At 70.7% G+C, this 14,068-nt stretch carries 12 protein-coding genes; 3 read left to right on the forward strand and 9 right to left on the reverse strand.

Annotated elements, in window-relative coordinates:
• Positions 1 to 174: 174 nt before the first annotated feature.
• A complete protein-coding gene (locus ACFYZ8_RS29670; RefSeq protein ID WP_388538257.1) occupies positions 175 to 1,026 on the reverse strand; it encodes an inositol monophosphatase family protein in 852 nt (283 codons plus the stop codon).
• 148 nt (positions 1,027 to 1,174) lie between these two features.
• Positions 1,175 to 3,004, reverse strand: coding sequence for a gamma-glutamyltransferase family protein (locus tag ACFYZ8_RS29675; RefSeq protein WP_388538255.1), 1,830 nt, complete (start codon positions 3,002 to 3,004; stop codon positions 1,175 to 1,177).
• 274 nt (positions 3,005 to 3,278) lie between these two features.
• Here ACFYZ8_RS29675 and ACFYZ8_RS29680 point away from each other — a divergent pair, with 274 nt between their 5' ends.
• On the forward strand, positions 3,279 to 4,271 hold the full coding sequence (locus tag ACFYZ8_RS29680) for a phospholipase D-like domain-containing protein (RefSeq protein WP_359035121.1): 993 nt from the start codon (positions 3,279 to 3,281) through the stop codon (positions 4,269 to 4,271).
• A gap of 33 nt (positions 4,272 to 4,304) precedes the next feature.
• On the opposite strand, the gene ACFYZ8_RS29685 is transcribed toward ACFYZ8_RS29680, so the two are convergent.
• The 3 genes from ACFYZ8_RS29685 to ACFYZ8_RS29695 form a co-directional block, all read right to left on the reverse strand.
• Positions 4,305 to 5,126 carry a class I SAM-dependent methyltransferase gene (locus ACFYZ8_RS29685; RefSeq protein WP_388538252.1) on the reverse strand — a complete coding sequence of 274 codons (822 nt, stop codon included), beginning with the start codon at positions 5,124 to 5,126 and terminating at the stop codon, positions 4,305 to 4,307.
• A gap of 43 nt (positions 5,127 to 5,169) precedes the next feature.
• Positions 5,170 to 5,832: a response regulator transcription factor gene (locus ACFYZ8_RS29690; RefSeq protein ID WP_359035125.1), complete on the reverse strand. Its 663-nt coding sequence runs from the start codon at positions 5,830 to 5,832 to the stop codon at positions 5,170 to 5,172.
• A 97-nt stretch (positions 5,833 to 5,929) separates the two neighbouring features.
• Positions 5,930 to 7,048 carry a sensor histidine kinase gene (locus tag ACFYZ8_RS29695; protein ID WP_388538250.1) on the reverse strand — a complete coding sequence of 373 codons (1,119 nt, stop codon included), beginning with the start codon at positions 7,046 to 7,048 and terminating at the stop codon, positions 5,930 to 5,932.
• Between the two features lie 167 nt (positions 7,049 to 7,215).
• On the opposite strand from ACFYZ8_RS29695, the gene ACFYZ8_RS29700 reads away from it, so the two are divergent.
• Entirely contained in the window at positions 7,216 to 8,220 is a 1,005-nt protein-coding gene (locus ACFYZ8_RS29700) for a carboxymuconolactone decarboxylase family protein (protein WP_388538248.1), read from the forward strand.
• A 151-nt stretch (positions 8,221 to 8,371) separates the two neighbouring features.
• The gene (locus ACFYZ8_RS29705; protein WP_388538247.1) at positions 8,372 to 9,040 is read left to right on the forward strand and encodes a hypothetical protein; all 669 of its coding nucleotides are present in this window, start codon (positions 8,372 to 8,374) and stop codon (positions 9,038 to 9,040) included.
• A 34-nt stretch (positions 9,041 to 9,074) separates the two neighbouring features.
• On the opposite strand, the gene ACFYZ8_RS29710 is transcribed toward ACFYZ8_RS29705, so the two are convergent.
• From ACFYZ8_RS29710 to ACFYZ8_RS29725, 4 genes are all read right to left on the reverse strand, one after another.
• Positions 9,075 to 10,625 carry an NCS1 family nucleobase:cation symporter-1 gene (locus tag ACFYZ8_RS29710; protein WP_388538245.1) on the reverse strand — a complete coding sequence of 517 codons (1,551 nt, stop codon included), beginning with the start codon at positions 10,623 to 10,625 and terminating at the stop codon, positions 9,075 to 9,077.
• A 115-nt stretch (positions 10,626 to 10,740) separates the two neighbouring features.
• Entirely contained in the window at positions 10,741 to 11,760 is a 1,020-nt protein-coding gene (locus ACFYZ8_RS29715; protein WP_359035135.1) for a TIGR03842 family LLM class F420-dependent oxidoreductase, read from the reverse strand.
• Positions 11,761 to 11,771: 11 nt separating this feature from the next.
• The gene (hydA, locus tag ACFYZ8_RS29720; protein ID WP_359035137.1) at positions 11,772 to 13,166 is read right to left on the reverse strand and encodes a dihydropyrimidinase; all 1,395 of its coding nucleotides are present in this window, start codon (positions 13,164 to 13,166) and stop codon (positions 11,772 to 11,774) included.
• Between the two features lie 31 nt (positions 13,167 to 13,197).
• Complete coding sequence (locus tag ACFYZ8_RS29725; protein WP_355746358.1) at positions 13,198 to 14,040, reverse strand: nitrilase-related carbon-nitrogen hydrolase; 843 nt, start codon at positions 14,038 to 14,040, stop codon at positions 13,198 to 13,200.
• Positions 14,041 to 14,068 lie beyond the last annotated feature (28 nt).

The raw sequence follows: 14,068 nt of genomic DNA on the forward strand, positions 1-14,068 counted from the left end.
CGGGTCGCCCCAGACCGACAAAGGATGACGACGCCCCGGATCCACCCGGCCCCGACCCCCTCCGATCCCGCAACCCCCTCCGATCCCGCAACCCCCTGCCGAGCCCCCGCCCGACCCGAACCCCCAGGCTCAGACCCCGCAAACACCCCACCCCACCCCACCCCGCCCGTCGCGTCAGACCCCGCCCTCCCCCGCCAGCAGCCCCCGCACCCTGCGAGCAGTCGCCGTGTCGCGGGCCGCGGTGAAGGGGAGGGTGTTGCCGCCCGTGATGCGGAACGGTTCGCCGGTGAGGGTCAGATGGGCGCCGCCCGCCTCCTCGACCAGCAGCAGGCCCGCCGCGTGGTCCCAAGCCGCCTCCCAGGAGAACGCGACCGCGTCCAACTCGCCCCGCGCGACGGCGAGATACTCCAGGCCGGCCGAGCCGCACGGGCGCGGTGCGACGCCGTCCGTCCACAGTCCCAGCAGGCCGCGCTTCTGGTCGTCCGTCGTGTAGTCCGGATGGGAGGTGGCCACTTGGAGGTCGCGGCCCGGCTCGGGCACGCCCGCGTACAGCCGCTCGCCGTCGAGGAACGCACCCCGGCCACGTATCGCCGTGGCCAGTTGGTCCCGGGCCGGTGCGTAGGTCCAGGAGGCGAGCAGGACGCCGTTCCTGGCCAGCGCGACCAGTGTGCAGAAGCCGGGGTCGCCGTGCACGAACTGCCGGGTGCCGTCCACGGGGTCGACTATCCAGACCGGCGTGTCGCCCTGGAGCGCCTCGTACGACGCCGGGTTGGCGTGGACCGCCTCCTCACCGACCACGACGGAGCCGGGCAGAAGGGCTCCGAGCACTTCGGTGAGGTACTGCTCGGCCAGCCGGTCGGCGTCCGTGACCAGGTCGTGCGGGCCGGCCTTCTGGTCGACCTCGTGCGCGGCGAGCCGCCTGAAGCGCGGCATGATCTCGGCCGCGGCGGCCTTGCGCACCGCCTCTTCCACGTCGTCCGCGTGCCGGTCGAGAAACTCGTCGATGGTTTCCGTGTCTTCGATCATGACTCCATGAGAGCACGCGGGACTGACAATCCCCACCCGCCTGATGGAGGGCGGGTGGAGTCGCCATGAACACCGGGATCCGGAGGCGACGAACGCTCAATTCACAACGAATGGCACAATCCTGGCCATTCCGCCCCGTCAGGCTCCGTCACCGCCCCACCGCGTACCCCTGCATCCCCCGCGGGTTCGCCCCCGCCGACAGCACCCCCGTCTCCGGATCCCGCGCCACCGCGCACAGCCGTCCCTCCGACCACGGCTCCCCCACCGTCACGTCGTGCCCCCGCCGCCGTAGCTCCGCGACCACCCCGGGATCCGTCCGGGACTCCACCGTGAGGCTCCCCGGCCGCATCCCCCGCGGATAGAACGACCCCGGGAAGCTGTCGTTGTGCCAGTTCGGGGCGTCGATCGCACCCTGGAGGTCGAGGCCGCCGCGGACCGGGGAGCGCAGGGCGACGGCGAGGAAGAAGTGGAGCTGCCACTGGTCCTGCTGGTCCCCACCGGGCGTCCCGAAGGCCAGGACGGGCACCCCGTCGCGCAGGGCGATCGAGGGGGTGAGCGTGGTGCGGGGGCGGCGGCCCGGCGTGAGGGAGTTCGGCAGGCCCTCCTCCAGCCAGGTCATCTGGAGCCGGGTACCGAGCGGGAAGCCCAGCTCCGGCACGACCGGGTTGGACTGGAGCCAGCCGCCGCTGGGCGTGGCGGCGACCATGTTGCCCCAGCGGTCGACGATGTCGAGGTGGCAGGTGTCGCCCATGGTCGTGCCGTCCGGGGCGATCTCGGGCTCACCCGGCACCGGGGACGTGGGATTCTTCGCGACCGTCGGCTCGCCGACGCCCATCGGGCTGAACCCGGGCTCGTCGGTGACGACCACGCGCGCGTGTGCGCTGAGCCGCGGTTCGCGCCCCCCGGGGCTGCCCGGCCGCAGCTCGTACGAGGCCTTGTCGCCGACGAGTTCCCGCCGCCCCGCGTTGTACCGCGCCGACAGCAGCTCAGCGAGCGGCACCTCGGCCGCGTCGCCGTACCAGGCCTCCCGGTCGGCCATCGCCAGCTTGCAGCCCTCGACCAGCAGATGGACGTACTCGGCGGACCCGTACCGCGGCAGCTCGGGCGGCAGCAGCGCGAGTTGCTGGAGCAGGACCGGGCCCTGGCTCCAGGGGCCGGCCTTGCACAGCGTCCAGCCGTTCCAGTCGTACGTCGTCGGCGTCTCGTAGGTCGCGGACCACCCGGCGAGGTCGGCGGCCGTGAGCGTGCCGGTGTGCCGCGTGCCGCTGGTGTCCATGGTGGGGCGCCGCGCCTGCCGTACGAGCGCCTCGGCGATGAATCCGGTACGCCACACCTCACGCGCCGCCTCGATCTGCGCGACCCGGTCGCCCGCCCCCGCCACCTCGGCGATCAGCCGCTTCCAGGTGGCGGCGAGGGCGGGGTTGCGGAACAGCGAACCGGGCCGGGGGGCCTTTCCGTCCGGCAGATACACGTCGGCCGACGAGGTCCACTCCGTCTCGAACAGCTCCCGTACGCTCTCGACGGTCGCGCCGACGTTCTCCACGGGCGCGTGCCCGTCCTCCGCGTACCCGATGGCGTACTTGAGGACCTGGGCCAGGGATTTGGTGCCGTGGTCGCGGAGGAGCAGCATCCAGGCGTCGAAGGCGCCGGGTACCGCCGCGGCGAGGGGCCCGGTGCCGGGGACGAGATCCAGGCTCAGCCCCTTGTAGTGGGCCACCGTCGCCCCGGCCGGAGCGACACCCTGCCCGCACAGCACCCGCACCTCCCCACCGGCGGGCGCGAGCAGGATCGGCACTTCTCCCGCGGGCCCGTTGAGGTGCGGCTCGACGACGTGCAGCACGAAGGCACCGGCCACCGCCGCGTCGTACGCGTTGCCGCCGTCCTCCAGGACCGCCATCGCCGACTGCGAGGCCAGCCAGTGCGTGGAGGACACCATGCCGAAGGTGCCCTGGAGGGTCGGCCGGGTGGTGAACGACATCTCTCACCTCGCTGGTCGGGCGCGCCTCGGCCGGTCCGAAGCGGTCGCGTCCACGGATCCTTTCATTCCACACCGACCGGCCCACGAAGATTTTGCGATCACACGGGAACTCCATGAACCGCCTCCCACCTGCACGAAGTCCCCTTTGCCCGACTGTGCGGACCGTCGGTAACCCCGAGTTCACCGGACTTCTCTTCCTCCGCGTTCTACGCGCGTGGTGCCATGCGGATGCCCGCACCCCCCACGCGGGCATCAACTCGACCAGGAGTCACGCATGTTGTGGAAGGTCCTCACCCGTACCGGTGTCGCTCTCGCCGCCGGTGCCGCCGTGTTCGCCGCCTCCGTCCCCGCCAGCGCCGCGAGCTACACCGCCTTCGCCTTCTCGCAGAGTGGCGGCCAGCCCACGATCTACGACTTCATCAACTCGGCCGCCACCTCCCTCGACATGACCATGTACGAGCTGGAGGACACCACCGCCGTCAACGACCTGATAGCCCTGAAGAACAAGGGTGTCACCGTGCGGGTCGTCCTGGACCGCGCGCACCAGAGCGCCAACAGCTCGGCGTACACGGCGCTGACGAACGCGGGCGTCGGCGTGGTCTGGTCGCCGTCGAGCTTCGTCTACACGCACCAGAAGACGATCACCGTGGACGGCGCCAAGTCGCTGGTGCTCACCGGCAATCTCACCTCCCAGTACTACGCGACCGGCCGTGACTACGGCGTGTTCACCGACGACACCCGCGATGTCGCCGCGATCGAGAAGGTCTTCGCCGCGGACTACGCCGGCACCGCCGTCACCCCCACCGACGGCGACCACCTGCTCTGGTCCCCCACCGACTCCCGCAGCCGTCTGCTGTCCGTGGTGAACGCGGCCACCAAGACGCTCGACGTCGAGGAACTGGAGTTCAGCGACAGCACGGTGGTGGACGCCATCGCGGCGCGCGCGAAGGCGGGCGTGAAGGTGCGGGTGGTCCTGGAGACCCCGGGCGACTACGCGAGCGAGGTCTCCGAGATCAAGGCGGCCGGCGGCACGGTCGTCGGATACTCCGACCCCGACGGCTTCTACATCCACGCCAAGGCCATGGTCGCCGACTACGGCCTCGCCACCCAGGAGGTGGAGGCCGGCTCCATGAACCTCAGCAGCAACTCGCTCTCCAGCAACCGCGAGCTGGGCATCATCCTCACCGGCACCGGGGTGGCCCAGTCGGTGGCGACCACCGTCGAGACCACGTTCAACGGTGACTACACGGGCGGAACGGCCGCGTAGTCACCGTCACCCGCCCGGCAGACGGCCGTCCTGTCACACCGACGGCCGCCTGCCCACCGTGAGCAGATGTCCGCTCGCCCCCAGCAGCGTGGGCTCCGACTCGATGTGCCGGCACGCGGCCAGCACGGTCTCGCGCCGGTCCGGGTCGTCCAGCCAGTCCTCGACGCCGCCCATCAGCCAGGCGACGCCCTCGATGCCGTACCGGCCCGTCACGGCCAGCCGTGCGTCGCCGAACTCCGCGACCACCTCGTCCGGCGCGGCGAAGTGGGCGACGGTGAAGAAGCCCTCGTCGTGGTAGGGGTGCCGGCCGTCCACGAGGACCGCGTCGGTGCGTTCACGGTGCTCCGGGGTGAAGTAGCGCTCCTCGCGCAGCAGGTCGTGCAATTGCGCGTACCGGTTGATGGTGGCCGCGACCACGAGCCCGCCCTGCCGGAGGACTCGGCGGGCCTCGGCCAACGCCGTGAGCCGGTCCGCTCGTTCGGGCAGGTGGTACAGCGGGCCGAGCAGGAGCACCACGTCGAACGAGGCGTCGGGGGCGGCAAGTTCGCGCGCGTCGCCGAGGCGGGCGGTCACCCCCGGCAGGCGCGAGGCCTGTTCGACGTGGAGCGGTACGGGGTCGACGAGTTCGACCGCGTATCCGTCCCGCGCGAGCCATTGCGCGTGCACGCCGCTGCCGCCGCCGACGTCCAGTACACGTGCGGGCGCCGGGGGCAGCAGCCTGCGCAGTACGTCCTGCGTGCGCCAGAACTCCAGCCGCCCCGCGGGCGCTCCGCCCTCTCTGAGCCGGGCGTCCTCCTTGCCCTGGGCGTAGTAGGCGAGGATCTCTTCGCGCATGCGCGGTGGTGTCTCGGTCATCGTCTCAGCGTGCTGATCCACGGCCCGGGCCGGCAACGGAATATCAGGAGCCGCGGGCCGTCACCAGGCCCGACTCGTAGGCGAACACGACCAGTTGGGCCCGGTCCCGGGCGCCCAGCTTCGTCATCGCGCGGCTGATGTGCGTCTTGGCGGTGAGGGGGCTGATCACCATGTGCTCGGCGATCTCCTCGTTGCTCAGGCCCCGGGCGGCCAGGGCCGTGACCTCGCGTTCGCGACGGGTGAGGCATTCCAGGCCGGGGGCGGTGGACCGGTCCGGCGGACGGGAGACGAACTCGCCGATCAAGGTGCGGGTGACCGCGGGGGACAACAGGGCCTCGCCCCGGGCCACCACCTCGATGGCCTGGAGGAGGTCGGCCGGCTCGGTGTCCTTCAGCAGGAACCCGCTCGCACCCGCCCGCAGCGCCTCGAACACGTACTCGTCGACACCGTAGTTGGTGAGGATCACCACGCGGACCCCCGCCAGAGCGGGATCGGCGGCGATCTGCCGGGTCGCCTCGATGCCCGTCATCACCGGCATCTGTACGTCGATCAGCGCGATGTCGGGCACGTGCGCGCGCACCAGCTCCACGCCCCGCTCCCCGTCCGCCGCCTCCCCGACCACCTCGATGCCGTCCTCGGCGTCGAGCAGGGCCCGGAACCCGGCCCGCATCAGCGCCTGGTCGTCGACGAGCGCCACCCTGATCACACCGACACCTCCCCGCGTACGGCGAAGCCGCCCGCACTCGCACCCACCCACCCCCGACCCATCCGGGAGCCCCCTCCCCCATCTCCCCATCTCCCCATCACCCCGGCTCCCCCACCCCCAACGGCAGTTCCGCCCGCACCGAGAACCCGCCCTCCTCCCGCGGCCCGGTACGCAGCGTGCCGCCGAGTGCCGTGACGCGTTCGCGCATGCCGGTCAGACCGTGTCCGGGCTGCGGTGGGCGGTCCGGGTGCGCGGCCCCGTCGTCGTCCACCCGGATCGCCAAGTCGTCCTTGCCGTAGGCCAGTTCGACCCGCACCTTCGCCGGTCCCGCGTGCCGGGCGGCGTTCGTCAGGGACTCCTGGACGATCCGGTACACGGCCCGGTCGACGGGCGCGGGCAGCGCGCACTCCTCCCCCGTCACGCTCAGCTCGACGGCGAGGCCCGCGGCCCGCGCCCGCTCCACGAGCAGCGCCGGCGTGCCGGTCGGCTCATCGGTGCGCAGGACCTCCAGCGTGGCGCGCAGCTCCCGCATGGCCTCGCCGCCCGCCTCCTGGATGGCGAGCAGGGCGGGTGGCACCTCCTCGCCCCGCTTGCGCGCCAGGTGCACGGCCACGCCCGCCTGGAGCTTGACGATGGAGATGCTGTGGGTGAGGGAGTCGTGCAACTCCCGTGCTATCCGCAGGCGTTCCTCGCCCGCCCGGCGCAGGGCGGCCTCCTCCCGGGTCCGCTCGGCCTCCAGGGCGCGCTGTTCGGTCTGGCGCAGATAGGCCTGCCAGTTGCGTCCGGCGAGGCCCGTCACCACCGCGCACACGAACCAGCCCGCGAGCAGCGCGGTCTTCTCGACCGACTCCTGGACCGTCGGACCGGTCGCCGCGTACGCCCCGAGGAAGACCCCGCTCGCCCCCGCGGCCCAGCCCCGGTGCCCCAGCTGGGACGCCAGGTGGACGGCGGCGAAGACGGACAGCGCGCCGAGGGGCCCGGGGTGGGCGTGCAGCACGTAGGCAGCCCCGCTCGCCGTGGCCACGGCCAGCATCGGCAACGGAACCGCGCGATAGAACCCGAGGGCGCCCGCGCTCACCACGAGCAGTCCGTAGTCGAGGGTGGTGGTGTCCGCGTCGAATGCCGCCACGGTCACCACGACGGCGCCGATCACGACCACGAGGGCCAGATCGGCGAGCCGCTTGGAGATGGCCGGGTCGACCGGGTGCCCGCTCATGCCCACACGCTAGACCGCCGTACCGACACCGGCGTCAGCCCTGTGGACAACCTCTGCGCTACTCCCCCGGTAGTAGTGGCCGGCCGGGCCCGCGCCGGGGGACGCAGCGCCAACTCCCTTCGGTGGTACGACGACCACGACCAGGTCCGGGGCGCACGCTGCTGTCCATGTCCACACCGTTCCGTTACACCCGGCCCCTGCCGCCGAAGGCCGCCACCGGCCGTGTCGCCGAGGTCTACGAGCAGTTGTCCCGCGACTTCGGCATCGACGAACCCGTCACCTTCGTGGTCCTCTCCTCCGCGCCGGAGCTCCTCGCCCCCGCGTGGGCGCTGATGCGCGAGTCGCTGATCGCCGGTCCCGGCAGCCGCACCGGCAAGGAGCTGGCGGCGCTCGGGGTCTCGCTGGCCAACCGGTGCCCGTTCTGCGTGGACGCGCACACCGTGCTGCTGCACGCCACCGGCGACCACGCCCTCGCCGAACGCCTCGCCCGAGGAGAGCGGCCGCAGAACGAGGAGCACGCGCGTGTGCTGGAGTGGGGCCGGCACACACGCGTGCCGGGCGGGCTGGGCGCCGGGCCGTATCCCTTCCCGCGCGAGCACGCTCCCGGCTACCTCGGCACCGCGTTCGCGTTTCACTTCATCAACCGGATCGTTTCCGCCCTGCTCACCGAGGACCTGCTGCCGGGCAACGCCCAGCGCTTCCGGGCCGTACGCAGCCTCGCGGGCCGTACGCTCGCCCGGACCGTGCGCCGCCCCGCCCGGCCCGGCGCGTCCCTCGCGCTGCTCGACCTGCCCGACCCCGGCGAGGCACCCGCGTGGGCGGACGGTACGCCCGTCGGACTCGCGTACGCGGCGCTGCTCCGGGCGGCCATGGCGGGCGCCGGCCTCCTCGACACCGACGACCAGGATCTCGTGGAGGAGACCTTGCTGGACTGGGACGGGTCGCACCCTCCGCTCGACCTGAGCGGCTTCCCGGACCGGCGGGAGCGTCCCGGCGCCCGACTTGTGCTGCTGGCCGCGCTCGCGCCGTACCGGATCACGGACGAGGACGTGGCGGCCTGGCGGCGGCCCGAGCACACCGACCACTGTCTGGTGCAGCTCGTGGCCTACGGGGCGTTCCTCGCCGTGGACCGCGTCGAATCGGCGCTCTACCGCCCCACCTCCCGGACATAAAGGGACACATGACGCATCGACGGCGGGGCGCTGTGACGGCACCAGTACGGAGCGAGTTCACACTTCCACCCCACAGGCAGACATGTGAAACTGGCGTTCCGTCCGCAGTGCGGACCCGTCCGCACCGTCCGTCCCCCACGAAAAGTGCGCTGTGCGAACTCTTTCCCTGCCGCTCGCGCTCACCGCGCGGATCTCGCCCGTCGTCGTGCTCGCCGCGGCCGGCTGGGCGCTGACGTCGGGCCCGGCCACGACGCCGGCCGCCGAGAAGGAGTCGGCGCCGCAGTCCGCCCCCGGCGAGACCCCCTCGGGCGCGTCCACGGCCGTCCCCGCCAAGCAGTACGCCGCCGCGCCCGCGCCCTGCGGCAGCATCAGCGCGGCGACGATCAAGTCGCTGGTGCCGGGCGCCAAGACGGCCGGCAAGGAGATCCCCTCGACGGACACCTCACTGCGCCGCACCTGCTCCTGGAACGCGCTCAAGGGGTACGACTACCGCTGGCTCGACGTGTCCTTCGAGATCCTGGAGTCGGACCAGGCGGCCGCCAAGTCGTACAAGGACAACGTCGCCGAGAAGAGCGGCGGCGGCCCCGTCCCCGGTGTCGGCGACGCGGGCTACTCGGTGGTGAACCTCACCACCGAGGACAAGCAGCAGACCCGTGAGGGTGTGGTCATGATCCAGGCGTCCAACGCGCTGGTGACCGTGACGTACAACGGCAGCGACTTCGAGTCGAAGAAGGCGCCCAGCACGGACGAGATCAACAAGGGTGCCATCAAGGCCGCCAAGGAGGCGGTGGCGGCCCTGCAGAGCGGCCAGAAGGCCTGAGCCGCACCGGCCCGGGCCCCCTGACCGCTCACCGTCAGGCCGCGATGCCCTCCTGCTCCCTGCCCCTCGGCAGCATCAGCGCGACGTACAGGAGCAGGGACGCGCCGAGGCCCACTGCCCAGCCGTAGTCGGCCAGCGGCTTGAGGAACGGGATCAGACCGTCGACCGGGAACGGCCCGGTCTTCTTGCCGTCCGCGCCCACCGCGGAGTACGAACCACCGACCGCGAGCAGCCCGCCGACCACGAAGGCGGCGATGGCCCGCCAGTTCCAGCCGTTCGCGTACCAGTAGCGGCCGCCGGGCGTGTACAGGTCCGCGAGGTGCAGGACCGTACGCCGGACGACCCAGTAGTCGGCGATGAGGATGCCCGCGACCGTGCCGAGCAGACCGCCGACCACGCCGAGCCAGGTGAAGATGTAGAACTCCGGGGTGGAGATCAGCTTCCACGGGAAGATCAGGATGCCCACGACACCCGTGATCAGCGCGCCCGTGCGGAAGTTGATGAACTTCGGAGCCAGGTTGGACAGGTCGTACGCCGGTGAGACCACGTTCGCCGCGATGTTCACGGAGATCGTGGCGACCAGCACGATGATCAGCGCGAAGAGCAGACCGAAGGCGTTGTCCGTCTTGGCCGCCAGCGCGACCGGGTCCCAGATGGCCTCGCCGTAGACGACCTCGGAGCCGGAGGTGACCAGCACGGCGAGGACCGCGAAGAGCGTCATCGTCGTGGGGAGCCCGAGGGCCTGCCCCCAGGTCTGCGCCTTCTGACTGGCGCCGAAGCGGGTGAAGTCGGGGATGTTCAGGGACAGGGTCGCCCAGAAGCCGATCATTCCCATCAGGGACGGGAAGAAGACCGGCCAGAAGTCGGGGCCCCAGCCGAGCTTCGAGGGCTGGTCGAGCAGCGCGCCGAAGCCGTCCGCCTTGACCGCGATCCAGATCAGCAGGACCAGGGCGCCGGCGATCACGAAGGGCGCGGCCCAGTTCTCGAAGTGCCGCAGGAAGTCCATACCGCGGTAGATGATCGCGATCTGGAGCGCCCAGAACAGCAGGAAGCACAGCCACAGGGGCCACGGGTTGCCCGCGATCTTGCCGGCGTCCTCCCAGTGGCCGCCGGTGAGCTTGGAACCCAGCGCGAAGATGCCGCTGCCGCCGATCCAGGTCTGGATGCCGAACCAGCCACAGGCCACGGCGGCCCGGATGAGCGCCGGGACGTTGGCGCCGCGCAGTCCGAAGGAGGCGCGGGCGAGCACCGGGAAGGGAATGCCGTACTTGGGTCCGGCGTGCCCGGTGGCCAGCATCGGCAGCAGCACGATGATGTTGGCCAGGGCGATGGTGAACACGGCCTGCTTCCAGTCCATGCCGAGCGCGACCAGGCCGGAGGCCAGGGTCCAGCTGGGGATGCAGTGCGCCATGGAGATCCACAGGGCCGCGAAGTTGTACGTCGTCCACTTGCGCTCGGAGACCGGTACGGGACGCAGGTCCTCGTTGGCGAAGGGACTGTCGGCGGGGAAGGCCTCGGGGGCGAGCTCGACGCGGCCACCGGTGGACTGCGGTATCGGCGACCCCGTGGGGACTGTTTCGGTCATGGGCAGGCCAATCGATCAGGACGGGACGGGAAAGGCCGTGCGGGGGCCTTGGACCCCTCTCCGCCCCGGAACGGCGGGGAGGAGAGGGGCGGACAAGGTGTGGGGGGACGGGGGGTCAGGCATTGACGGCAGGGATGACCTTCGCCCCGTACGCGTCGATGGTCGCCTCCTGCGCGTCGTGCATGTCGTACACGGCGAACTGGTCGACGCCCAGCTCGCGCAGCGCGTTCAGCTTCTCGATGTGCTTCTCGACCGGTCCGATGACACAGAACCGGTCGACGATCTCGTCGGGCACGAACGCGGTGTCCGGGTTGTCGGCACGGCCGTGGTGCGAGTAGTCGTATCCCTCACGTGCCTTGATGTAGTCGGTGAGCTCCTGAGGGACCAGGCCACCGCCGGAACCGTACTTCGACACCAGGTCGGCCACATGGTTGCCGACCATCCCGCCGAACCAGCGGCACTGCTCGCGCGCGTGGGCGAGCGCCTCGGGCGAGTCGTCCTCGGTGACGTAGGCGGGGGCGGCCACACAGATCTTGACCTCTGAGGGGTCCCGGCCGGCGGCGACGGCCGCGTCCTTGACGGCCTTCACCATGTACTCGGTCAGATACAGATCGGCCAGCTGGAGGATGAACCCGTCCGCCTCCTCGCCGGTCATCTTCAGCGCCTTGGGCCCGTACGCCGCCATCCATACGGGGAGTTCGGCGCCCTCCTTGATCCACGGGAACTTGACGACCGTACCGCCGAGGTCGGCCTCCTGGCCCGAGCCGAGGGCCCTGATGACCTTCATGGCCTCGCTGATCCGGGCCAGCGTGTTGGGCGTACGGCCCGCGACGCGCATCGCGGAGTCGCCGCGGCCGATACCGCAGACCGTGCGGTTGCCGAACATGTCGTTGAGGGTGGCGAAGGTGGAGGCGGTGACCTCCCAGGTGCGGGTGCCCGGGTTGGTGACCATCGGGCCGACCGTCAACTTCGAGGTGTTGGAGAGGATCTGACTGTAGATCACGAACGGCTCCTGCCAGAGCACGGCGGAGTCGAAGGTCCACCCGTAGGTGAAGCCGTTGCGTTCGGCCCGCTTCATCAGGCTGATGACCTTCGAGGCGGGCGGATCCGTCTGCAGGACGAGTCCGAAGTCCATGGGCGCCACTCCTAGTTGAGGTACTGACAGGTGGAGCGGGGGGTGTACGTGCCGTGCCCGGCGCGTCCGGTGTACTCCCGCTCGGTGATGACGAGTTCGCCGCGCGAGAGAACCGTCTCGACCCGGCCGGTGAGGCGCTTTCCTTCGTACGCCGAGTAGTCGACGTTCATGTGGTGGGTCTCGGCGGACACGATCTGCTCGGCGTGCGGGTCGTAGATGACGATGTCGGCGTCGGCGCCCGGGGCGATGGTGCCCTTCTTCGGGTACATGCCGAACATCCGGGCCGGGGTGGCACAGGCGATCTCGATCCAGCGGCGGCGCGAGATGCGCCCCTCGACCACGCCCTGGTGGAGCAGGTCCATGCGGTTCTCGACGCCGGGAAGGCCGTTGGGGATCTTCGAGAAGTCGCCGCGGCCGAGTTCCTTCTGGCCCACGAAGCAGAAGGGGCAGTGGTCGGTGGAGACGACCTGGAGGTCGTTGGTCCTGAGCCCCTGCCAGAGCTTGGCCTGGTGCTCCTTCGGCCTCAAGGGCGTGCTGCACACGTACTTCGAACCCTCGAAGTCGGGCTCCGCAAGGTTGTCCGTCGACAGGAAGAGGTACTGCGGGCAGGTCTCGCCGAAGACGTTGAGCCCCTCGTCCCGCGCGCGTGCCAGCTCGGCCACTGCCTCCATGGCCGAGACGTGCACGACGTACAGCGGGGCGCCGGCGACCTGCGCGAGCTTGATGGCCCGGTGGGTGGCCTCGGCTTCGAGGAGTGCCTTGCGGACCTCGCCGTGGTAGCGGGGGTCGGTCTCGCCGCGCGCCAAGGCCTGCTCGACGAGGACGTCGATCGCGATGCCGTTCTCGGCGTGCATCATGATCAGGCCGCCGTTGTCGGCCGAGCGCTGCATGGCCCGCAGGATCTGGCCGTCGTCGGAGTAGAAGACGCCGGGGTAGGCCATGAACTGCTTGAAGGAGGTCACGCCCTCCTCGACCAGCAGGTCCATCTCCTTGAGCGTCTCCTGGTTCACATCGGAGACGATCATGTGGAAGCCGTAGTCGATGGCGCAGTTGCCCTCGGCCTTGGCGTGCCAGGCGTCCAGCCCTTCGCGCAGGGTGTGGCCGACGCTCTGCACCGCGAAGTCGACGATGGTCGTCGTACCGCCCCAGGCGGCGGCCCGGGTGCCGGTCTCGAAGGTGTCGGAGGCGAAGGTGCCGCCGAAGGGCAGCTCCATGTGGGTGTGGGCGTCGACGCCACCGGGGATGACGTACTTTCCGGTGGCGTCGATCGTGCGGTCCGCGGTCCAGCTCTGCGTACCGGGCACGGCGAGGGCGGCGATGCGGCCGTCCTCGATCAGCACGTCGGCGTGGATCTCGTCGGACGCGGTGATGACGAGGCCACCGCGGATGACGGTACGGCTGCTCATGTTCCCTCTCCTGCCAGGGTGGTCGGTTCGGTCAGGGTGCGGTCAGCGGCGGGTACGCGTCCGGACGGCGGTCGCGGTAGAACTGCCAGCGGTCGCGGACCTCCCGCAGCTTGGCCATGTCCAGGTCGCGGACGACGAGTTCGGTCTCCTTGTCGGAGGCCACCTCGCCCACGAACTGCGCCTCCGGGTCGACGAAGTACGTCGTCCCGTAGAAGTCGTTGTCGCCCAGTTCCTCCACGCCCACGCGGTTGATCGCGCCGACGAAGTACTCGTTGGCGACGGCCGCGGCCGGCTGCTCCAGCTGCCAGAGGTAGGCCGACAGTCCGCGCGAGGTGGCCGACGGGTTGAAGACGATCTCGGCGCCCGCGAGGCCCAACGCCCGCCAGCCCTCCGGGAAGTGGCGGTCGTAGCAGATGTAGACACCGATCTTCCCGACCTTGGTGTCGAAGATCGGCCACCCCAGATTGCCGGGGCGGAAGTAGAACTTCTCCCAGAATCCCGGCACTTGGGGGATGTGGTGCTTGCGGTACTTGCCGAGGTACGAGCCGTCCGCGTCGATCACGGCGGCGGTGTTGTAGAGGACGCCGGGCTGCTCCTCCTCGTACATCGGCAGGATCAGGACGATGCCCAACTCCTTGGCCAGCGACTGGAATCGCTTGACGATGGGGCCGTCCGGGATCTGCTCGGCGTACTCGTAGAACGCCTTGTCCTGGACCTGGCAGAAGTACGGCCCGTAGAACAGCTCCTGGAAGCACAGGACCTGAGCACCCTGCGCGGCCGCGTCCCGGGCCGCCTGCTCGTGTACCTGGATCATCGACTCCTTGTCGCCCGTCCACGCGGTCTGGAAAAGGGCGGCACGAATCACTCTGCTCATCGGGACCTCCGGTCGCTCGGTGTGCGAG

This window comes from Streptomyces sp. NPDC001668 (assembly GCF_042893155.1).
Lineage (GTDB): Bacteria > Actinomycetota > Actinomycetes > Streptomycetales > Streptomycetaceae > Streptomyces.

What these genes read in the sequence shown, in the direction of transcription:
- ACFYZ8_RS29670 (WP_388538257.1), bottom strand. Translation starts at nt 1,026, where the DNA reads ATGATCGAAGACACGGAAACCATCGACGAGTTTCTCGACCGGCACGCG.
- ACFYZ8_RS29675 (WP_388538255.1), bottom strand. Translation starts at nt 3,004, where the DNA reads ATGTCGTTCACCACCCGGCCGACCCTCCAGGGCACCTTCGGCATGGTG.
- ACFYZ8_RS29680 (WP_359035121.1), top strand. Translation starts at nt 3,279, where the DNA reads ATGTTGTGGAAGGTCCTCACCCGTACCGGTGTCGCTCTCGCCGCCGGT.
- ACFYZ8_RS29685 (WP_388538252.1), bottom strand. Translation starts at nt 5,126, where the DNA reads ATGACCGAGACACCACCGCGCATGCGCGAAGAGATCCTCGCCTACTAC.
- ACFYZ8_RS29695 (WP_388538250.1), bottom strand. Translation starts at nt 7,048, where the DNA reads ATGAGCGGGCACCCGGTCGACCCGGCCATCTCCAAGCGGCTCGCCGAT.
- ACFYZ8_RS29700 (WP_388538248.1), top strand. Translation starts at nt 7,216, where the DNA reads ATGTCCACACCGTTCCGTTACACCCGGCCCCTGCCGCCGAAGGCCGCC.
- ACFYZ8_RS29710 (WP_388538245.1), bottom strand. Translation starts at nt 10,625, where the DNA reads ATGACCGAAACAGTCCCCACGGGGTCGCCGATACCGCAGTCCACCGGT.
- ACFYZ8_RS29715 (WP_359035135.1), bottom strand. Translation starts at nt 11,760, where the DNA reads ATGGACTTCGGACTCGTCCTGCAGACGGATCCGCCCGCCTCGAAGGTC.
- hydA (WP_359035137.1), bottom strand. Translation starts at nt 13,166, where the DNA reads ATGAGCAGCCGTACCGTCATCCGCGGTGGCCTCGTCATCACCGCGTCC.
- ACFYZ8_RS29725 (WP_355746358.1), bottom strand. Translation starts at nt 14,040, where the DNA reads ATGAGCAGAGTGATTCGTGCCGCCCTTTTCCAGACCGCGTGGACGGGC.